The 20,082-nt window shown below is 67.4% G+C and carries 15 protein-coding genes; 7 read left to right on the top strand and 8 right to left on the bottom strand.

Annotated features, from left to right (window positions below; all coding sequences use genetic code 11):
* The first annotated feature begins 244 nt into the window (after positions 1-244).
* The 3 genes from QNM97_RS21580 to QNM97_RS21570 all read left to right on the top strand — a co-directional run bounded on the left by QNM97_RS21580 (position 245) and on the right by QNM97_RS21570 (position 5,628).
* Positions 245-1,687: an APC family permease gene (locus QNM97_RS21580; RefSeq protein ID WP_283820258.1), complete on the top strand. Its 1,443-nt coding sequence runs from the start codon at positions 245-247 to the stop codon at positions 1,685-1,687.
* Between the two features lie 72 nt (positions 1,688-1,759).
* Complete coding sequence (locus QNM97_RS21575; RefSeq protein WP_283820257.1) at positions 1,760-3,706, top strand: primary-amine oxidase; 1,947 nt, start codon at positions 1,760-1,762, stop codon at positions 3,704-3,706.
* 320 nt (positions 3,707-4,026) lie between these two features.
* Positions 4,027-5,628: a TROVE domain-containing protein gene (locus QNM97_RS21570; protein WP_283820256.1), complete on the top strand. Its 1,602-nt coding sequence runs from the start codon at positions 4,027-4,029 to the stop codon at positions 5,626-5,628.
* A 611-nt stretch (positions 5,629-6,239) separates the two neighbouring features.
* Here QNM97_RS21570 and QNM97_RS21565 read toward each other — a convergent pair.
* The 3 genes from QNM97_RS21565 to QNM97_RS21555 all read right to left on the bottom strand — a co-directional run bounded on the left by QNM97_RS21565 (position 6,240) and on the right by QNM97_RS21555 (position 9,910).
* Positions 6,240-7,040: a family 1 encapsulin nanocompartment shell protein gene (locus tag QNM97_RS21565; RefSeq protein ID WP_283820255.1), complete on the bottom strand. Its 801-nt coding sequence runs from the start codon at positions 7,038-7,040 to the stop codon at positions 6,240-6,242.
* A gap of 47 nt (positions 7,041-7,087) precedes the next feature.
* Positions 7,088-8,149, bottom strand: a complete 1,062-nt coding sequence (locus tag QNM97_RS21560; protein ID WP_283820254.1) for a Dyp-type peroxidase — start codon at positions 8,147-8,149, stop codon at positions 7,088-7,090.
* 102 nt (positions 8,150-8,251) lie between these two features.
* Positions 8,252-9,910, bottom strand: a complete 1,659-nt coding sequence (locus QNM97_RS21555) for an FAD-binding dehydrogenase (protein ID WP_283820253.1) — start codon at positions 9,908-9,910, stop codon at positions 8,252-8,254.
* 367 nt (positions 9,911-10,277) lie between these two features.
* Here QNM97_RS21555 and QNM97_RS21550 point away from each other — a divergent pair, with 367 nt between their 5' ends.
* Complete coding sequence (locus QNM97_RS21550; RefSeq protein WP_283820252.1) at positions 10,278-11,237, top strand: alpha/beta hydrolase; 960 nt, start codon at positions 10,278-10,280, stop codon at positions 11,235-11,237.
* A gap of 100 nt (positions 11,238-11,337) precedes the next feature.
* Here the strand turns inward: QNM97_RS21550 and QNM97_RS21545 are convergent, their stop codons facing one another.
* The 5 genes from QNM97_RS21545 to QNM97_RS21525 form a co-directional block, all read right to left on the bottom strand.
* Positions 11,338-11,517: a hypothetical protein gene (locus tag QNM97_RS21545; RefSeq protein WP_283820251.1), complete on the bottom strand. Its 180-nt coding sequence runs from the start codon at positions 11,515-11,517 to the stop codon at positions 11,338-11,340.
* Between the two features lie 195 nt (positions 11,518-11,712).
* The gene (gene pgfA, locus QNM97_RS21540) at positions 11,713-13,305 is read right to left on the bottom strand and encodes a cell envelope lipid trafficking protein PgfA (protein WP_283820250.1); all 1,593 of its coding nucleotides are present in this window, start codon (positions 13,303-13,305) and stop codon (positions 11,713-11,715) included.
* A 108-nt stretch (positions 13,306-13,413) separates the two neighbouring features.
* On the bottom strand, positions 13,414-14,853 hold the full coding sequence (locus QNM97_RS21535) for an ABC1 kinase family protein (RefSeq protein ID WP_283820249.1): 1,440 nt from the start codon (positions 14,851-14,853) through the stop codon (positions 13,414-13,416).
* Between the two features lie 93 nt (positions 14,854-14,946).
* Positions 14,947-15,306, bottom strand: coding sequence for an ArsR/SmtB family transcription factor (locus tag QNM97_RS21530; RefSeq protein ID WP_208793828.1), 360 nt, complete (start codon positions 15,304-15,306; stop codon positions 14,947-14,949).
* A gap of 56 nt (positions 15,307-15,362) precedes the next feature.
* The gene (locus QNM97_RS21525) at positions 15,363-16,613 is read right to left on the bottom strand and encodes an MFS transporter (protein WP_283820248.1); all 1,251 of its coding nucleotides are present in this window, start codon (positions 16,611-16,613) and stop codon (positions 15,363-15,365) included.
* Positions 16,614-16,797: 184 nt separating this feature from the next.
* Between QNM97_RS21525 and nadB the strand changes: the two genes are divergently transcribed.
* The 3 genes from nadB (at position 16,798) to QNM97_RS21510 (ending at position 20,036) form a co-directional block, all read left to right on the top strand.
* Positions 16,798-18,441 carry an L-aspartate oxidase gene (gene nadB, locus QNM97_RS21520; RefSeq protein WP_283820247.1) on the top strand — a complete coding sequence of 548 codons (1,644 nt, stop codon included), beginning with the start codon at positions 16,798-16,800 and terminating at the stop codon, positions 18,439-18,441.
* 157 nt (positions 18,442-18,598) lie between these two features.
* Complete coding sequence (locus tag QNM97_RS21515) at positions 18,599-19,477, top strand: hypothetical protein (RefSeq protein WP_283820246.1); 879 nt, start codon at positions 18,599-18,601, stop codon at positions 19,475-19,477.
* A gap of 265 nt (positions 19,478-19,742) precedes the next feature.
* Complete coding sequence (locus QNM97_RS21510) at positions 19,743-20,036, top strand: metal-sensitive transcriptional regulator (RefSeq protein ID WP_283820245.1); 294 nt, start codon at positions 19,743-19,745, stop codon at positions 20,034-20,036.
* Positions 20,037-20,082 lie beyond the last annotated feature (46 nt).

Raw genomic sequence — 20,082 nt, 5'->3', positions numbered from 1 at the left:
GGCGAGATCGCCTCCCGGACATGTCGCACTGACCGACTGACGGCACTCTCGGCAATCGACTCACCGACGTGAATTCCTCACGTGAATTCACTGTTGCGCGAAATGAGAATGGTTCACGCGTGCTTTCTCATTGGTGATCGCGCAATTCTTACCGATGGGCAACACCACGGCAAGCGGATGCGACCACGATGATCTCCGGCAATAACAATCGATTCTCTTCTGTAGCGAAGGACGACGTACAGACATGACCACCAAGGCTTCCTCGGCGGCGCCGCCCGCGACCGCGGCCCGCACACTCACCGGCCGACTCGGGACCACCGCGATCGTCTTCATGGTGATCGCGGCGGCAGCACCGTTGACCGTGATCGTTGGTACTGTGCCGCTCGGTATCTCGGCCGGCAACGGTGCGGCGTACCCCGCCTCGTATGTGATCTGCACGGTCGTTCTGCTGCTCTTCGCGGTCGGCTTCACCGCCATGGCCCGACACATCCCCGGCGCCGGCGCGTTCTACACCTACGTCGCTCACGGACTCGGCCGGCATGCAGGCCTCGGCGCCGCATTCCTCGCCCTGCTCTCGTACACGGCGGTGCAAGGTGCCGTCTACGGATACATCGGTGCCGCCATCAACGAACTCGTCACGTCCCACGGGGGACCGTCGGTGCCCTGGTACGTGTACGGGCTCGCCATCCTCGTCGTCGTCGCGACCCTCGGCTACCGCCACATCGAACTGTCCGGCAAGGTCCTCGGCGTTCTGCTGGTCTGCGAGGTCGGCATCGTGATGGTCATCAACCTGTCGGTCCTCGGGCATGGTGGCGGAGCCCACGGCCTGTCGACGACGGCACTCTCGCCGTCGGCGTTCTTCCACGGTGCCCCCGGCATCGCACTGATCTTCGCGCTCGCCGGGTACATAGGATTCGAGGCCACCGCGGTCTTCCGCGACGAAGCGCGCGACCCGGCCCGCACCATTCCCCGCGCGACGTACTGCGCACTGCTGATCATCGGCGCCTTCTACGCGGTGAGCAGCTGGCTGATGGTCAGCGCGTGGGGTGACACCGAGGCGATCAAGATGGCCACCGACAACCCGGAGGGCATGATCACCGAGACCGCCGTCCGCTACGTCGGATCCGCCGCCGGTGATCTCGTCCAGACCCTGCTGGTGACCAGCCTGTTCGCGGCCATCCTGTCGTTCCACAACGTCCTCGCCCGCTACATCCACTCGCTCGGCAACAGCGGCGCCCTGCCGTCGGCGTGCGGTCGTTCGCACGCCCGTCACGCCTCACCGCACATCGCCTCGGTCGTGCAGACCACGACGGCGGTCGTGCTGGTGGTCGCGTCCGCGCTCGGCGGCCTCGACCCGGTCACCCAGGTGTTCGCGTGGTACGCGGGGGTGTCATCGGTGGGCATCGTCGCCCTGATGACGCTGACCTCGGCCGCGGTGATCGTCTACTTCCGACGCACCCGCAAGGACACCCGGCCGTGGCAGACCCTCATCGCGCCCGGACTCGGCCTGCTCGGTCTCGCCGCGCTGCTCGTGCTGACCGCGCTGAATCTCCCGTTGCTCGTCGGCGGTTCGGACACCCTCGCCGTCATCATCGCCGTCCTGCTGGTCGCGGCCTTCGCTGCCGGCGCGATGGTCGCGGTGACCAGGCCGCACGCCGCCCATCACCTCACCTCGGCCGACAACTGAATCCCACCACCGCTCAATATCGCTAATTCTGAATATGGTTACTGCACAAAACTATTCGAAGGAGAACCACTCATGAGTACTGCTGTCACCACCGCCCCCGAGATGATCGGCCAGACCGGCCCCGACCATCCGTTGACCCCGCTGTCGGCTGCCGAGATCACCGCGGTCCGCGGCATCGTCGACGATGCCGGGCTGCTGAGTGAGCACACCCGCTTCGTGTTCGTGACCCTCGACGAACCCGCCAAGGATGTCGTACTCGCCTACCGGGCGGGCGATGACATCGTCCGGCAGGCCCGGGTGCTCCTCCTCGACCGCGAGACCGGGACGGGCAGCAGCCTGCTGGTGTCGTTGACCGAGGCAAAAGTGCTCGAGCGCACCATGATCGACGCCGCGACCGAGGGGCAGGTGCCGATTCTGGACGAGGAGTTCGAGGACATCGAGGCCTATCTCCTCGCTTCCGACGACTGGCTGGCCGCGATGAGCAAGCGCGGCCTCGAGCCGGCCAACGTGCGCGCGGTCCCGTTGTCGGCGGGTGTCTTCGGCCACGAGGACGAGGTCGGTCACCGGATCGTCCGAGTCCTCGCGTTCTATCAGTCCGACCAGGCCGACCTGCCGTGGGCGCATCCGATCGACGGCGTCGTCGCCTGTGTTGATCTCACCGGCCGTCAGGTGCTCAAGGTGATCGACGAGATCACCTTGCCGGTGCCCGCCGAGCGCGGCGAGTGGGATGCGGCCCCGCATGCCGTGCCGACCCGTACCGACCTCAAGCCGATCGAGATCACCCAGCCCGAGGGTCCGAGCTTCGCCGTGGAGGGAAACCAGATCAGCTGGGCGGACTGGACTTTCCGCTTCGGATTCGACATCCGTGAGGGCCTGACCCTGCACCAGCTCTCGGTGCGCGATGGCAACGAGCAGCGTCCGGTCATCTATCGGGCGTCGATCGCCGAGATGGTGGTCCCCTACGCCGATCCGTCACCGGTTCGGTACTGGCAGAACTACTTCGATCAAGGCGAGTATCTGTTCGGTCGCTATACCAACGCTCTCGAACTCGGTTGTGATTGCCTCGGCGACATCACCTACTTCGACGTGACCATCGCCGACGAACAGGGCAACCCGCGGGTCATGAAGAACGCGATCTGCCTGCACGAGGAGGACTACGGCGTGTTGTGGAAGCACACCGACATGTTCAACGGGATGGCCGAGACCCGACGCTCCCGACGACTCGTCATCTCGTTCTTCCTCACCATCGGCAACTATGACTACGGCTTCTACTGGTACCTCTACCTCGACGGCACCATCGAACTCGAGGCCAAGGCCACCGGTATCGTGTTCACCTCTGCCCACCGCGGACCCGATGGCTTCTCCACCGAGATGGCCCCCGGTCTCGGTGCGCCGTTCCACCAGCATCTGTTCTCGGCGCGACTCGACATGGCCGTCGACGGCAACCGCAACACCGTCACCGAGGTGGATGCGGTGCCCGTCCCGATCGGGCCGGACAACCCGTGGGGCAACGCATTCCGGGCCCAGAAGACCACACTGCACACCGAGTCCGAGGCCATGCGCAGCGCAGACAACCTCAAGGCCCGGGTCTGGCACATCACCAACCCCGACAAGCAGAACCGGCTCGGCCAAGACGTCGGATATGCCCTGCATCCCGAAGGACAACCGAGCTTGCTGGCCGACCCGCAGAGCTCCATCGCAAAGCGGGCCGCATTCGCCACCAAGCATCTCTGGGTCACGCAATACGATGCAGCGCAGCGGTATCCGGCTGGAGATTACGTGAACCAGCATCCGGGTGATGCCGGCCTCCCGGCCTACGTCGCCGCCGACCGCGACATCGAGGGTGAGGACATCGTGCTGTGGCACACCTTCGGACTCACCCACTTCCCGCGGCCCGAGGACTGGCCGGTGATGCCGGTGGACTACGCCGGATTCAAGCTCAAGCCGGTGGGCTTCTTCGACCGGAATCCCTCGCTCGGCGTCCCCTCCGGGCCGAAGGGGCACTGCTGCGCGGACTGACCCTACAGACGGGGGACACTGAATAATCGCTGGCGCTGCCGCATTTCGGTGCTCTACGCTTGGCGCCGAGAGCGGGCCGGAGTCGATCGGTTACCACTCATAACGGGCAGGTTGTGGGTTCGAGTCCCACCATCACCTCCGGGTGGTGTAGCTCAACGGGTAGAGCAGCGAAACCCGGTCGGCGCAACATGCCCGCTCTCGCAGAACGTCAGAAGGTCGCGGGCCGGATTCCGGTCGGTTATCACTGCGGATGATCATCCCGGTCGGAGATGACATGTCCGCGACCTTCGTTCTGTGCCATGGTTATTCAGGAGTCAAGGATGGATGTTCTCAGCACGGTCGGTACGCGCCGCACCAGTCAGCTCGACAAGAGCGATTCCCGTCAGGTGGCCAACAGTGCCGGCGGTCAAACCTTCGAGGTGACACCGGTTGCGCGACTCCGTCGATTCTTGATCCTCGGTACCGAGGGCGGTACGTACTACACGAGCGCGGCCGATCTCACCAAGGAGAATGCCGCTGTCGTCATGGATTTCGCGCGGAACGACGCCGGCACCCTCGTCCGTGAGATCGTTTCGATCTCCCAGAGTGGGCGTGCGCCGAAGAACACTCAGGCGATCTTCGCGCTCGCCGCTGCGGCATCGCTTGCCGACGACGCCGGTCGCCGTGCAGCGCTCGCCGCGTTGCCCGACGTCGCACGTACCGGCACTCATCTGTTTCTGTTCGCCACCTACGTCGAGCAGTTCCGTGGGTGGGGAAGGGGTCTGCGACGCGCGGTGGGTCAGTCGTATCTGGGCAAGGCCGTCGACTCCGTGGCCTACCAGGCCGTGAAGTACCGGAGCCGCGAGGGCTGGTCACATCGTGACCTGCTGCGCCTGGCGCACCCGGTCACCGACGATGCGCAGCGTCGCGCGTTGTTCGACTACATCACCCACGGCCGCGCCGAGGGTGTCCCGCGCATTGTCGAGGGATACGAGAAGGCGCAGTCGGAGCCGCACCGAGCCGCGGCTCTCGTTGCGCAGTACGGCCTGTCGTGGGACATGCTGCCGGACGAGTCGCTCGGCGATCCGGAGGTCTGGGAAGCTCTGCTGGACAACGGTATTCCCCCTACTGCGTTGATGCGTCAGCTTCCGCGGCTGACCCGCATGGGTTTGCTGCCGGCGACGGGTGTTCGGACGCCGGAGGTGGCGGCGCTGCTCGCCGATCCGGACCGGCTGCGCACGGGGCGTGTGCATCCGCTCACTGTCCTGGTGGCTCAGCGCACGTACGCGTCGGGCCACTCGGCGCGCGGCAACAGCTCGTGGACACCGACGCGCGGAGTGGTCGATGCGCTCGACGCGGCGTTCTACGCGGCCTTCGGTGCCGTCGAGCCTTCGGGTAGAACGCACTTGCTGGGCCTCGACGTGTCGGGCTCGATGGGCGCGCCGATCTCGGGAATGCCGATCACGTGCCGCGAGGCGTCGGCGGCGTTGGCGTTGGTGACCGCGGCGACCGAGCCGGAGTACATGATGATGGGATTCACCTCGGCGACCGGCCGAAGTGGGTTCGGTGGTGGCACGGAGCTCACACCGCTGCCGATCAGTTCTCGTCAGCGACTCGACGACGTGCTGCGCACCATCTCCGGACTGCCGTTCGGTGGCACGGACTGCGCGTTGCCGATCCGATGGGCACGGGAGACCAAGACCCACGTCGACGTCTTCTCGATCTACACCGACAACGAGTCGTGGGCCGGCCCGATTCATCCGCATCAGGCGCTTGCGCAGTACCGGCGTGAGGTGAATCCGAACGCGAAGCTGGTCGTCGTCGGCATGACGTCAACGGGTTTCACGATCGCAGATCCGAGCGATGCCGGAATGCTCGACGTCGTCGGATTCGACTCGGCAACACCGCAACTGTTGTCGGGGTTTGCTCGAGGAGACGTCTGAACGGCTTCGACGTTCGCGCCGCGGGGTCCGAATCCAGCGCTGACGCAGGGGGTCTCGACGCTCGCCGCCCGTGGCTCGCACCTCGACCATCGGGGGAAACCGCCCTCGGTGGTTGAGGCCGCCCCCGCGGGAATGCTCCAGCCCTTTCCCTCCCGATGGTCGAGGTGCCGAGGAGCGCCAGCGACGAGCCTCGAGACCCCGTGCGTCGATGAGTATTCGGGCCGCGGTGGTTCGGTTTCAGCTCTGCCGCAATCGGTCTCGAGGCTTGCCGCACGCGGCTCGCACCTCGACCATCGGAGGGGAGGGCCTGGCGCCTGGGGTGGCGTTCACTTCGACCATCGGGGGAGACCGCCCTCGGTGGTTGAGGCCGCCCCCCGCGGGAATGTTCCAGCCCTTGCCCTCCCGGTGGTCGAGGTGCCGAGGAGCGCCAGCGACGAGCCTCGAGACCCCGTGCGTCGATGAGTATTCGGGCCGCGGTGGTTAGGTTCCAGCTCTGCCGCAATCGGTCTCGAGGCTTGCCGCACGCGGCTCGCACCTCGACCATCGGGGGGGAAGGTCCGGCGCCCGGGGCGCCGGGCATCTCGACCATCGGGAGGGGGACGCCGACGACCTCAGCCCTTTGTCAACGCAATCGCCGCCTCGCCGGTGTAGGTGAGGTAGGTGAAGGACTCCTGGAAGTAGAGGTTGACCGTGTCGCCGTCGTGCGAGTCGTAACCGATGGAGACGTCCTGACCGATGGTCAGCTCGAAATCGCCGCCGCGGGTGGACAATACGAACGCGCCGGAGATCGCAGGCGCCCACACGATGTCGCCGTCGATCAGCCGCTGGATGTGCTGGCGGATCGGATAGCCGTGGTTGGAGGTCTCGTTGATCAGGTTGTAGACGTCGGCGGAGACCGCGATCGAGTACGGGCCGTCGATGGAGGCGAGTTTGAGGGTGGAGAGCGCTTGGCTGAACGCTTCTGGGTAGTCGCGGACGTCCTCCGGCAGCGCGATGGGCGTGGAGCTGGTCTCGGCGCGAATGCCGGAGATCCCTGCGGCTGCATAGCCTTCGAAGATCGCTTGATCCTCGGCGAGCGCGAGTTGGCGCGCGGCGTCGACGACCGGGTCCCAGTCGGAGTCCTCGGCGCCGCGGTCGACGTCGTCGATGGCCTCGCGGGTCACGGTGAACGGAACCTTCAGTTCGACGAGCGGCTGCACATGGCGCTGGAAGGCGAGGATGCCGTCGGCGGGGGAGTCGATCTTGGATCGATGCCCGCGGGTGACCGACGACGCCTCGAGCCCGAGGGGGCCCTTGACGTCGACGATCCGACGCCCGGCGCTATTGCGCTTGAACGAGCGGGTCGCCTCTTCTTCGATCGCCTCCCACGCCGCGGTGGAGATGGGCGCGAGTTCGCGATGCAGGTTGTTCATGAGGCGTCTCCTTGGTGGTGGGTCGGATCGATCGGGGTGGCAGTGCGTCAGTGCAGTGAACCGATGCCCAAGGACCCATCGCTCGGACGCGACGGAGAGGTGGGTTTCGGTCCGGCGGTTGCAGGCGGGGCGTCGTCGGAGTCGTCGTCTTCGGTGTCGGCAACCGGGGCCGGGGGTAGATCGTCGAGGAAATCGACTGTCGGGGTGAAGAACTGGGCGCCGGTTACCGCGGTGGTGAAGTCCAGGAGTCGGTCGTAGTTGCCCGGCGGGTCGCCGATGAACATCTTGCGCAGCATCTCCTCGGTGACGTCGGGGCCCGAGGAGTACGCGATATAGAAGGTGCCCGCCTCACCGGTGCCGAGTTCGCCGGTACCGGAGACATTTCCGTAGGGCATGTTGTCGCGGACGATGTCGATCTCCTCGCCGTTGGCGTCCTCGACGACGTTGAGTGCGATGTGCGAGTTGGTGGGCTTCACGTCGTCGGACATCTCGATGTTGTCCAATTTGGTTCGGCCGATGGCGTTTTCCTGCTCGGTGACGCCGATGGCGTTCCAGGCGGCGAAGTCAGTGAGGTAGCGCTGGATGGCGACGTAACTGCCGCCGGCGAATGCCGGGTCCTCGTCGCCGACGGTGATCGCGTCGATCGCCGCCTGCCCCACCGGGTTCTCGCTGCCGTCAACGAAGCCGATCAGGTCACGCAGATCGAAGTAGCGGAAGCCATGGATCTCGTCGACGACGGTGACCGCCTCGCCGAGATCGTTCATGGCGAGTCTGCCGAGCTCGTAACACAGGTCGGCTTGATCGGCCTTGATGTGCAGGAGTAGATCGGCCGGGGTGGCCGGCGCGGTGTGCACCGGCCCCTCATAGACGACGAACGGCCGCAACGATCGTGGGCGCGCGCCGTCGAAGAGGCGATCCCAGGCGGCCGAGCCGATCGAGACGATCCCGGCGAGTGCCTGATCGGGGGCACGCGAAGACACCGAGTTGATACGGGAGCCCAGCTCGGCGAGGAAATCGCGGACGCCGGACTCTCCGCCTTCGTTGATCGTCATGACCAAAAACAGGGCGTGTGTGGTCTTGCGTGTCAGAATCGTCTGCGGCACCGGCACGTCGTCTACCCTATCCGACTGCCCGGATGGTCGTGGGTACTGAGGCAACCCTGCGAAAGATGAGATCAGGCAAGCCTTTTCACTCCGCGCCGCGCTGGGGTACTACTTCCGCGCAATCGCCCGCCCCGCAACCCGGCCGGAGAAGATGCAGCCACCGAGGAAGGTGCCCTCGAGAGCGTTGTAACCGTGGACACCGCCGCCACCGAAACCGGCGACCTCTCCGGCGGCGTAAAGGCCCTCGAAGACCGACCCGTCGGGTCGCATGACCGCCGAATCGAGGTTGGTCTCGAGTCCACCGAGGGTCTTGCGGGTCAAGATGTTTAGCCGCACCGCGATCAATGGGCCGTGCTCGGGGTCGAGGATCCTGTGCGGCTTGGCCACCCGGGCCACCTTGTCGCCGAGATACTGCCGCGCATTGGTGATGGCCATCAGCTGCGCGTCCTTGGAGAACTTGTTGTCGACGTCGGCGTCGCGCGCGGAGATGATGCGTTCGACCTTCTGTAGGTCCAGGTGGGGTCCGCGGGTGATCGTGTTCATCCCGTTCACGAGTTCGGCGAGGTTGTCGGCGACGACGAAGTCCTCACCGTGTTCGACGAACGCGGCCACCGGTCCGGGCGCGCCCTTGGCCAGACGACTCTTGGCGGCAAACTTGAGATCCTTGCGCGTCAGATCAGGATTCTGCTCGGAACCCGAGAGCATGAACTCCTTCTCGATGATCGATTGCGTGAGGATGAACCACGAGTAGTCGTGACCGGTCGCGAGGATCGCCTTCATCGTCGAGTTGGTGTCGAAGCCGGGGAAGTTCGGCGGAGCCAGCCGGTCGCCGTTGGCGTCGAGCCAGATCGATGAGGGCCCGGGGATGATCCGGATGGCGTGGTTGGGCCAGATCGGGTCCCAGTTGATGATGCCCTCGGTGTAATGCCACATCCGATCGCGATTCACCAGACTCGCGCCCGCGTCCTCGGCGATGCCGAGCATCCGGCCGTCCACGTGGGCGGGTACGCCGGCGATCATCGTCTTCGGCGCCGGACCCAGGCGCTCGACCGGCCAGTTCTCGCGGATCAGATCGTGGTTGTGGCCGATCCCGCCGGTGGTGAGGACGACGGCGCCGGCGCGGATCTCGAAGTCGCCGACCACCTCGCGGCTCGACGCCTTCCCGCGCTCGAGGTCGGTGGGCTCGAGCAGGGCGCCGCGCACCCCGACCGCCATATCGTCCTCGACGACGATGTCGTCGACGCGATGGCGGAAACGGAACTCGACCAGGCCGCGCCGCTCGGCGTCGAGCACCGGCTCGGAGAAGATCCGCACCACCTCGGGGCCGGTACCCCAGGTCAGGTGGAATCGCGGAACCGAGTTGCCGTGGCCGTCGGCGAATCCGCCGCCGCGCTCGGCCCAGCCCACCAGCGGTGCCCGCAGGCCCAGGTCGTGCAGGTATTGCCGCTTCTCGGTCGCGGCGAAGTCGACGTAGGCGCGGGCCCACTGTCGCGGCCAGTAGTCCTCGTCGTCGCGGTCGAAGCCGGCCGAGCCCATCCAGTCCTGCAGCGCCAGTTCAGCGGAGTCGTGGATGCCGAGACGTCGTTGCTCGGGGGTGTCGACGAGGAACAGCCCGCCCAACGACCAGAACGCCTGTCCGCCGAGATTGTTGCGATTCTCCTGATCGACGACGATCACCTTGCGTCCGGCGCGGGTGAGTTCGTATGTGGCGACAAGTCCGGCCAAACCGGCCCCGACGACAATCGCATCGGCCTGCTGCTGAGTCACTGGACCTCCTTGAGAGTCGACACCGACACTAATGCGCGCGACACCTGATCGGCACCGGTGCGGCGTGGCGCACATTCACGCGCAACTCTTTAAGGACTCTCAGGACATTTCGGACCGCATCTCAGAATTCTTTTTCCAATGTGATCAAGTCGACGTCCAACCGTGATTGGCGCAGGTGACGGCAGTCACCCGAGCCTGGCAGGATCTGTCGCAGTGGGTGGTGGCCCCTCGAGCGCCTTTGCCGCGGTGTTATGGGGCCGTTACTATCGGCCGCGACGGGGATCGTCCCGGGCGGAGAGCCGCCACCACCCCGCACAACCCATGTGAACGAGCCCGCTCGGGTCACGATCGTAAGGATTGACAACTGATGCTGACTCGCGCCCGTAAGCGCCTGGTGGCGGGAATGGTGGCCTTGGCCGCCGTTGCCGGTGTCACCACGGTTGCCGCGCCAGCCGCCCATGCTGCCCGAGGCTGCGGAGTGGAGAACGTCTACTCCGCCGCCATGCACCGCTCGGTTCCGGTGTGCATCGTCGACGGAGGGGCGGGTGCCAACAAGCCCACCCTCTACCTCCTCGACGGCCTGCGCGCCCCGAACAACAACAGCGGTTGGCTGATCAACACCAACGTCGCGAACTGGATGGCCGGCAAGGGCACCAACGTCGTGATCCCGTTCGGTGGCGGCGGTAGCTTCTACACCGATTGGGAGCGCCCCGACCCCAAGCTGGGCGTCAACAAGTGGGAAACCTTCCTGACCCGCGAACTGCCCGCCTACATGGCTGCCAAGCACGGCAGTGACAACAAGCGCAACGGCATCGCCGGACTGTCGATGTCGGGCACCTCCGCGCTGAACCTGGCCTCGCGTCACCCGGGCTTCTACAAGGCCGTCGCGTCTTACAGCGGCTACCCGACGGTGACCATGCCCGGGTTCACCCAGGGCATCCAGGCCTCGGTCTCGACCATGGGCGGCGACCCCAACAACATGTGGGGCTTCTACCCGGCCGGTGAGTGGTTCCAGAACGACCCGTTCCTCTCGGCGGGCAACCTCTCGGGTCACTACGTCTACGTCTCGGCCGGCACCGGCATGGGCAGCAAGTACGACTCGTCGATCACCCCGGGCAGCGCGAACTTCAATCCGGTGCACTTTGCCCAGATGGTCCCGCTCGAGGTCGCCGCGTCGACCAGCAGCCAGATCTACATCGCCCGCCTGCGCACCCTGCCGTTGCACCTGACGACCCGGATCACCCCCGATGGTGACCACTGGTGGACCTACTGGCAGGACGATTTCAAGCAGTCCTGGCGTACGACCTTCGCCCCGGCGTTCTTCTGATCGACTGATCGGAGTCTGGACGCCCGCGAGCGCCTGAACGAACACGAACGAGGGCCGGTGATCATTGATCACCGGCCCTCGTTCGTTGTGTAACGGGAACTCAGACGGGTCGGCGGACGGCATCCGCTCGGCCACCCGGCTGCTCCGGGACGGCGCTGGGGCGCGCGGCCCGCGTCGGGGAGAGCACCTGTGCCGCCTGCCGTGCCGCGACGGACGTCGAGATCAGCACACCGGCGACCGCGCCGCCCAGCGCGCAGCCAAGAGCACCGAAACGCCACATATGCTCACCTCGCTCACCTCGCCGGACGCTCAGTCAGCCACGGTATAAGCCGACTTACACACTTGCGAGGTGGGAGCCGCGGGCGTGGGGGACCCGACAATCCCCACGGGCCCGTGCGCTGGGCCTCGATCTGCAGGCCCTCGATCAACCGCGGGCGATCATCACCGCCCGCGACGACCAACCCTCCGCGATGAGCTACTCCGCCGGCGGCCGCCGGAAGACCGACGTCTCGTCGTCGGGGTCGCTCTTCTCGTGGGCGCCGCCGTCATGGGCGATCTCATCGGAACCCGTTGACGTCGAAGGTGAATCGTCGATCGACCGGAAGTCCCGATCGCCGTCGATCTTCGGTGCCGGTCCCTCGACGCGGGGGATGCGTTGGGTGGGCCGATCCCACAGATAGGCGCTGTCGTCGTCCTCGGGATTGGGGGACTGCGGTGCACTGTGGCGGGAACGCTGGGAGGCGATGACCGCGGTCGGTGCCGCCGCTGCTGCCGCACCGCGCGGCTCGACGACGGTCGGCTCCTCCGAACCGGGCTCGTCCCATCCGAGCTCGGCTCCGCCGGCCTCGTCACCGTCGGGCACCTCGGCGCCACCTTCGGCGGCCGCGAGATCTCCGCGGTCCAGGTCGTCGTCGGGATCAGTCGGGCGGTTGCGGCGGGCGCGCAGCAGCAACAGCAGCCACGCGAGCAGCAGGAGCACACCGACAATGCCGAGGATCATCGGCAACCAGAGATTGCCGAGCTTCAGCAATCCCATGTAGTGCTTGGCTTTCGATGCCTGCTCGGAGACGGTGCCATCGGTCCAGGCAAAAGTGCCCTTCAGTGCGTCGAGTTGATAATTGCGCACCGCGGCCGGGGTGGACTCGTCATCTTTGTACGGCGACCGGAAGTATTGATGCTGCTCCTCACGGCCGTCGACGATCGTACCGGTCTCCGGCTCCACCCAGACGTCGCGGGTCGCGGTCGCGTAGCGGTGCATGTTGACCTGGTCGTTGGGTCGCACGCCGGCACCCGAGATGCCCCACCACTTGGCCGGCATCGTCAGCATGGTGCCGAGCGCGGCCTCGTTCTGCGGGTTGGGCAGTGTCGACAGATCGGTCTCGGGGACCTGGGCCCGGAAGTGGTAGGTCTTGACGCCGTCGATGGTCTGCTCGCCGACGAACTTGGCGTCGGTGTCCTGGCGGGTATTGAGGTCGTAGTAGAGGTACGAGCGCTTCTTGGTGTCGAACGGGAACTTGTACTGGAAGCCCTTGCGGTTGGTGAGCTGAACCGACACGTCCTTGGCGTCGACACCCTTGGGGGCGGCCTCGACCTGCAGGGAGCTGACCGTGCCGTTCGGCACCGACGTCTTGCGGCTCACCGAAACCCGGTCGATGCTCGCGGTCAGCAGGCCGTCATTGCACTCCAGATCGCCGCTGGCGTTGGGTGCCGGCGGCTGCGCCTCGTCACCGCCCGCGGTGCGCGTGCGGTCGACCTGCACGGTCTGGGCGGACTGGACGGTGGCCTGCCGACGATCCGACGGGTCGACGATCACCGACCGGCGCTGCTGGGTCAGGTGCGCCTGCAGGGTTTCGGCCTTGGCCTGACCGATCGAGCAGCGATCGAAGATCACCGCCGGGAAGCGTTCACCGGGAGAACCGTCGGCCGGCACGGTGGTCGCATTGGACGTGATATCGAGATCGAGTGGAACCACCCGGAGTTGCGGGACCAAGGCCAGCGGAATGGCGATCGCGGCGGTGATACAGGCCACGCCGAAGAACGCCAGCAGCGCCGGCAACACTCGTTTCATCAATCGTCTCCCTAGGGTTGGCGACGTCGAGCCATCGTCGGGCGCTCGCGACTGCGTTCCACCCTAATGGCGGGTGCCCGCGGCGCGGCCCAACGCCTCGCCATCGGCTCAGCGGCCTGCGGATCCCGTCGATCGACGATCACGCTCGGCCTCTTTCATGATCCCGGCCATGTACCCGTAGATCTCGCGGTCGCTCATCGCCTTCCACCGCGGGGCCAGCAACTTCATGTACTTCTCGACGTAGAGGAGTTGCTTGCCCACCAGCACCAGCTCGCGCGGCAGCCGGGCGTCGTGGGCGCGTGCGACGGCGGCAAGCTGACGTCCCAGATCGGTGTAGCTCATCGAGCCGAGGTCGGTGTTCGACAACGGCTTGGCGACTTTCTCGATGTCGGCGCCGCCCGCGGTGGTCGAGCCCGGATTGCGTACCGCGCCGAGCAGGAAGATCGCGCGCCCCGCCGATTCGTAGTCGTTGCGCACGATCAGATCCACGACGAGCTGACGCAGGATGCGTCGCGTGCGTGGGGTGAATCGTCCGACGATGCCGAAGTCGAGCAGCACGAGCCGGCCCGCGTCGTCGACGAGCACGTTGCCCGCATGCAGGTCGCCGTGGAACAGGCCACCGTGGAACGCCGACTCCAGAAGGGACAGAAGGAGATTGCGGCACAACGCAACACCGTCGTGCCCGGCGGCGCGGACTGCCGCGGCATCGTCGATGCGGGTGGCGTAGATGCGTTCCATCGTCAGCACGCGGGCGGTGGTGAACTCGTCGTAGACGGCGGGCACGCGTACCCGGTCGCCGAACGGGCCCGGGCGCAGGCATTCGTACCACTCGCGCATCGTCGACGCCTCATTGCGGAAGTCCAGTTCGGCGTCGAGGCCGGTCGCGAAGTCCTCGACGACGTGCCGGGCGCTGAGCATGCGACCGTACTCCGACAGTTCGGCCAGCGCGGCGAGGCGATCGAGAATGGCGACGTCGGGTGCCAGCCGTTCACCGATGCCCGGCCGTTGGATCTTGACGACCACCTCGGTGCCGTCGGCGAGCGTCGCCGTGTGGACCTGGGCGATCGACGCCGACGCGATCGGCTCGGTGTCGAAGGTCGCGAACACGTCCTCCGGCGGCCGGCCGAACTCCTCGATGAATAGTGCGCGCATGTCGGCATCGTCGGCCGGGGAGACCCGGTCGAGCAGCGACTCGAACTCCGACGCCAGGGTCTCGGTGAAGACTCCCGGGCTCGATGCGATCAGCTGACCGAGCTTCACGTAGGTGGGTCCGAGATGCTCGAAGGTGGTGCGGACCTCGTGGGCTGCGCGTCGGGTCGTGCGCTGTGCGGTCGGCGGGCGCAGCCGCAGCGCGTCGGTGGCGGTGCCGAACGCGAACCGGGCCACGCCAGCCGTGGCATGCACGGCCGTCGAACCGAATCGGTAGGCCTCCGACAGCGGCGAGACCGGCCGCAACTGCGTGCGCACCGATCCCTGCTCATGCGGATCGAGAAGACCGGAGGGTTCCGTGCGGGGGGTGTTGACAAGGGGCTTGTTCATGATCGTCACCGCCGGCCAGTGTACCGAGCGCCACCTCGTCCACCCTGCTTCCAGGGACATCGGGGCTCCCAGGGAGATCGGGGCTCCCAGGGACATCGGGAGCTACTCGTGGGCGGGTTCTCCGGTGACGCGATGGTCGGCATGATTGATGGCCTCGGCGACGAGACGGCTCACGTGGCCGTCGCGGATGCGATAGATCATCCGCCGGCCGTCCCGGCGGGTGTCGACGAGTCCGGTGAAACGCAGTTTGGCCAGGTGCTGGCTGACCGCGGTGCGTGACGCGCCGACCGCGGTGGTGAGCGCGGAGACGTCGGATTCGCCCTCGCTGAGCAGCCACAGCAGGTGCAGGCGCGTCGGGTCGGCGAGCATCGCGAAGGTCGATGCCGCGGTGCCGAACAGCTCGGGGTCGGCGTGTACGCGATGGTGCAGACTCGGCGCCGGTGAGTCGTCCTCGACCTTCATCTGACCTCGTCCACCTGACCTCGCTTGCGGTGCGGCGGCTCGGGCGCGCCGTGAGGTCATCGTAGGGGAGAGATCGCGAGCCGCGCGGGCGACGACGCGGACTCGTCGACGGTGGCGGCCCGGCCGGTCCACGTCGCGAATCCGGTGGCAGCCGCGGCCAGCGCTGCCAATGCGCCGACGGTTGCCGCCGAACCGGCGAGTGCCGGGCCCCACCCGGCGATCGAGTAGGTGAGCAGGAATCCGGCGTGCGACAGCGAGAACTGCGCGGCGAAGACGTCGTCGCGCGCCGCGGTCGGGGTGCGGTCGCGGATCAGCCGGGGCACGGTGGTGTTGACCAGTGAGGTGGCCGCGCCGAGCACCACCCAGGTCAGCAGCAGGGCCGCGGTACTGGGCTGCGCGGCCAGCCACCAGGCGGCACCGGCCAACCCGACGGCGCACCCGCCCGCGCCGACGAGCAGCACCGCCGAGACCCCCGCACGACGGGACAGCACGGGTACCAGCAGCGTCGCGACGAGCGATCCGCCGCCGAAAGCCGCCAGCGCGACGGCGACGGTCGAGTCGCTGCCGTGCAGATCGGCGCGGACGTAGACGACGGTGCCGACGAATACCACTGCGGTGGCCGCCGCGACGGCGAGGTTGGCCCACAGGATCCGACGGAACACTCGGTGGCCGAACATGATTCGCGCACCCGAGCCGAGCCTGTCGACAAAGGTGGCCATCGTCGGAGAGGTGAGGTGGGTGCGGTGTAGCCCCGAGGAGCGCACGAGCAGCGCCGAGCAGACGAAACCGACTGCGGTGCAGGCGAAGAGCGTCGAGTAGGACCACACGGTCAACAATGCGGCCGCGAGCAGCGGGCTGAGCAGCGCCTCGAGATCGTAGGCGGCTCGCGACGCCGAGACCGCGGCGGTGTAGTCGTCCTCGTCGGCGACGACGTGGGCCAGCGTCGCGGAGAACGTCGGCGTGAACGTCGCCGACGCCGTCTGCAGGGCGAAGATGAGCAGGTAGATCTGCCACGTGTGCTCCACCCACGGCAGGCACGCCGTCATGGCCGTGCGGGTCAGATCCGCGCCGATGAGCACCCGGGCCGGGGAGAACCGTGCGAGCAGGGCGCGCATGACCGGCGCCATCACCACGTACGCCACCATTTTGACCGCCAGCGCCGCACCGAGGACCTGTGCCGCGTCGTCGCCGGCCAGGCGGTAGGCGAGTAGTCCGAGCGCGACCGTCATCAGCCCGGTCCCGGCCAGCGACACGATCTGCGCCAGATAGAGCCGGCCGAACGTCGGGTTGGTGAGCAGGGTTCGCACAGGACGAACCGTACCAATATGTGCGCATCTGCGCACCTAAAGGGTATGTCGGGCGCGTGCGGTGGCGTAGAGTCCGCCGGGAGAGGTTTTCGACTGGGAATCGAAAACGTGCTCCGCGGGTTGTTCGCAGGAGAGAGTCCCGTCGCCGCAGCCGCTGTGACGGGAGCAAGGAAAGAGGTGGACCATGGCCGTGTCACGATCCGCCGACCTCGTCGTGGTCGGCGCGGGAGTGGCGGGTATCGCCGCGGCACTCACCGCGCGGGCAGCCGGACTCTGCGTCGTACTGGTGCACAAGGGTCCGCGATGGCAGACCGACCGCACCGAGCAGCCGACCGCCACCTTCTACGCCCAGGGTGGTGTCGCGGTGGTCATGCCCGACAACCCCGTCGACTCCGTCGATTCCCATCTCGCCGACACCCTGGCTGCCGGTGCAGGCCTCAGTGACCCCGTCGCGAGCCGCCCCATCCTCGACGCAGGCTGGGCGGCGGTCTCCGAATTGATCTCGTGGGGAACACAATTCGACCGTGATCACACCGGTGCACTGGCTCGGACCCGAGAGGGTGGCCACCGGGTACGGCGCATCCTGCACGCCGGTGGCGACGCGACCGGCGCGGCCGTGCAACGCGCATTGTGGTCTGCGCTGGGCGAGGCGCAGGCCGCAGGCGGCATCGAATGCCTCGACGAATCGGTGGTGACGCGGGTGCTCACCGACGTCGTCGGCCGTGTCGTCGGCATCTCCTACCTACGCAGCAGCGCCGACGGTGTGGTCGGCGAGCCCGGCGTCGTATCGGCACCGACGGTTCTGTTGGCTACCGGTGGTGCGGGGCATCTGTATGCGGCCACGACCAACCCGTCCGGGGCCACCGGCGACGGAATCGCGCTGGCACTGCGTGCCGGAGCCCGCGTCGCCGACCTCGAGTTCATCCAGTTCCATCCGACGATGCTGTACACGCCGGGCGAGCGCGGGCGGCGCACCCTGGTGACCGAGGCGATCCGCGGCGAGGGCGGCCGGCTCGTCGACGTCAACGGAGCGTCGGTGACCGCGGGCCTGCACCCGCTGGGCGATCTCGCTCCCCGCGACGTCGTCGCCAACGCCGCGACGGCTGCCCTCGACCGCACCGGTCATCCGTGCGTCTACCTCGATGTTTCGGATATTGATCGCTTCGCCGATCGATTCCCTACGGTCACCGCGGGTGTGCGGGCGGCCGGGCTGTCCGTCGAATCCGGTCTGATCCCGGTGGTGCCCGGGGCGCATTACCAGTGCGGTGGCGTGGTCACCGACACCGTCGCCCGCACCGGGGTGCCCGGTCTGCTCGCGGCCGGCGAGGTGGCCCGCACCGGTCTGCACGGAGCGAATCGCCTTGCCTCCAACAGCCTGCTCGAGGGCGTGGTCATGGGCATCCGCGCGGCCGGCATCGCGATGGCCGATCGCGACGCGATCAGGGGAGCCGCAGTCGACGAGGTGCACGGTGACGGGGTGCACGGTGACGGGGATCTTCCCGCGCTCGACCGCAGGACCCTCCAGGATGCGATGAGCCGACACGTCGCGCTGCGCCGCGACGCCTCCGGCCTCGCCGAGGTCGCAACGCTGCTGGCGTCGGCGCCGAGGCGCCGGATCGTCGGGGTCGCCGACGCCGAAGACGCGTCACTGACCCTGGCTGCCGGTGTGGTCGTGGCCGCGGCCGCCGCGCGCCGCGAGTCACGCGGCTGCCACGTGCGATCGGACTTCCCGCGGTCCGACGTCGACGTGAGGTCGAGGTATTTCGGTCTGGAGCGCGGTGTGATTGCCGAGGTCGCCGACGCCGCGCCGGTGAGCCTCCCGGGGTAGCCCCGACGGGTCTTCCTTCGTACACTGACCGGCGGGGGTCGCGTTTCATACCGCACACGGTGACGAGCAGGCTGTCGGTGCGGCAGGTCCGCCCTCGGTGGACGTCGCGTGGACCCACCGGGCACAGCGCGGTCGGGCCGCGCGAATGGGAGGTTCGATGGACAGCGAGGGTTGCTGGTCGACGGTGGTCAGTACGGCCGCCGAACGCCGCGCGCTGGGACTCCCCGAGTCGGCCGGGTGGATGCTCGAATGTCGTCTGCCGATCGGTCACCGCGGCAATCACGCGACCGACGGCAGCATCACGCCGCGCAATGATCGCCGATTCTGGCTGGAGTGGAACGATTTCGACCCCCACGCGCAGTCGCTGATCGAACGCAATCCGTGCCCGGTGCGCTCGTTGGAGAACGCCCCGTGCCTCTACTTTCACGGTCACCCCGGGCCGCACCGCTACGTCCGGTCCAATGGCCATGCGCCGACCGCGATGTCCGGGATGGCCGCGGGTGGCCACGGACATGCCGGGGTGCACTCCTCGGCCCCCGGGCCGGAGTACTCGACGCAGGGCCCGACGACACCGGGTGCGAGCGGATCCCACGGTCCGTCCACCGGTGACCTGCCGGTCGCCGGGGTAGGTGCCCGCGGGTCGCATCGGATGCCGGAGCCGCCCAGGCCCGAACCCTCTCGTCCCGAGCTCTCCATGCCCGAACCGCCGACGGCCGAGGAGTCGGACTATCGGGGCGGCCGTCGGTCCACCGACTCGGCGCCCCCGCACGATCAGACCCCGTATCACGGCCGACGCCATAGTTTCGACATTCCCGCGTCGCGCCCGGAGCCCGCCTTCGCGCCGGACGAGCCGTACGCGGCCGCCACATCGGCCTCGCGACCCGTGGCGCCGGCGCCCTCGGAGTACTCGGCCCGGGAATCGGCCGGGGCGTCGGATGATCCGCAACCGGCTCTGGGCTTGACCGAGGTCGGCGACGCTCTTGACGACGTCGCGACGGCTCTGTCTCGACTGGCCGCCGCGCTGCGTCGCGACTGACCGCCGACAGTAGCGCCCTCCACCCCGCCGACAGCGCTCTCTACCGCGCCGACAGCGCTCTTTTCCACGCCGACAGCGCTCTTTTCCACGCCGACAGCGCTCTTTTCCACGCCGACGGCGCCCTCTACCGCGCCGACAGCGCTCTCTACCGCGCCGACAGCGCTGTCTCCGTCACACACACCCATACCCTAGGGGGGTAGCGTTTACCGACGCGGCGGCGTATACCTGTAGGGGGTATCAAGGCTCGGTGCCCGAGGAGGACATCATGGATCACGCCGAACATGGCTACATGAGCAACAAAGATGACTATCTGCGCCGCCTTCGGCGGATCGAGGGCCAGGCTCGCGGTCTGCAGCGGATGGTCGAAGAAGAGAAGTACTGCATCGACATCCTGACCCAGGTCTCGGCGATGACCAAGGCCCTGCAGGCGGTCAGTCTCGGCCTGCTCGAGGAGCACATGAATCACTGTGTGGTCCGGGCGGCCCAGGAGGGCGACGCCGAGGGCAAGGCCAAGGTCGACGAGGCCGTGCAGGCCATCGCGCGTCTGGTCAAATCCTGAAATATGCTGTCCCACAAGTGATTATCCACTGACAAGGAGTGTGCTC

This window comes from Gordonia sp. L191 (genome assembly GCF_030077625.1).
Classification (GTDB): Bacteria; Actinomycetota; Actinomycetes; order Mycobacteriales; family Mycobacteriaceae; genus Gordonia; species Gordonia polyisoprenivorans_A.
This window is presented reverse-complemented; position numbering and strand designations above follow the sequence as displayed.

What these genes read in the sequence shown, in the direction of transcription:
- QNM97_RS21515 (WP_283820246.1), top strand. Translation starts at nt 18,599, where the DNA reads ATGGACAGCGAGGGTTGCTGGTCGACGGTGGTCAGTACGGCCGCCGAA.
- QNM97_RS21575 (WP_283820257.1), top strand. Translation starts at nt 1,760, where the DNA reads ATGAGTACTGCTGTCACCACCGCCCCCGAGATGATCGGCCAGACCGGC.
- QNM97_RS21570 (WP_283820256.1), top strand. Translation starts at nt 4,027, where the DNA reads ATGGATGTTCTCAGCACGGTCGGTACGCGCCGCACCAGTCAGCTCGAC.
- QNM97_RS21580 (WP_283820258.1), top strand. Translation starts at nt 245, where the DNA reads ATGACCACCAAGGCTTCCTCGGCGGCGCCGCCCGCGACCGCGGCCCGC.
- QNM97_RS21530 (WP_208793828.1), bottom strand. Translation starts at nt 15,306, where the DNA reads ATGAAGGTCGAGGACGACTCACCGGCGCCGAGTCTGCACCATCGCGTA.
- QNM97_RS21510 (WP_283820245.1), top strand. Translation starts at nt 19,743, where the DNA reads ATGGATCACGCCGAACATGGCTACATGAGCAACAAAGATGACTATCTG.
- QNM97_RS21565 (WP_283820255.1), bottom strand. Translation starts at nt 7,040, where the DNA reads ATGAACAACCTGCATCGCGAACTCGCGCCCATCTCCACCGCGGCGTGG.
- QNM97_RS21550 (WP_283820252.1), top strand. Translation starts at nt 10,278, where the DNA reads ATGCTGACTCGCGCCCGTAAGCGCCTGGTGGCGGGAATGGTGGCCTTG.
- QNM97_RS21545 (WP_283820251.1), bottom strand. Translation starts at nt 11,517, where the DNA reads ATGTGGCGTTTCGGTGCTCTTGGCTGCGCGCTGGGCGGCGCGGTCGCC.
- nadB (WP_283820247.1), top strand. Translation starts at nt 16,798, where the DNA reads ATGGCCGTGTCACGATCCGCCGACCTCGTCGTGGTCGGCGCGGGAGTG.
- pgfA (WP_283820250.1), bottom strand. Translation starts at nt 13,305, where the DNA reads ATGAAACGAGTGTTGCCGGCGCTGCTGGCGTTCTTCGGCGTGGCCTGT.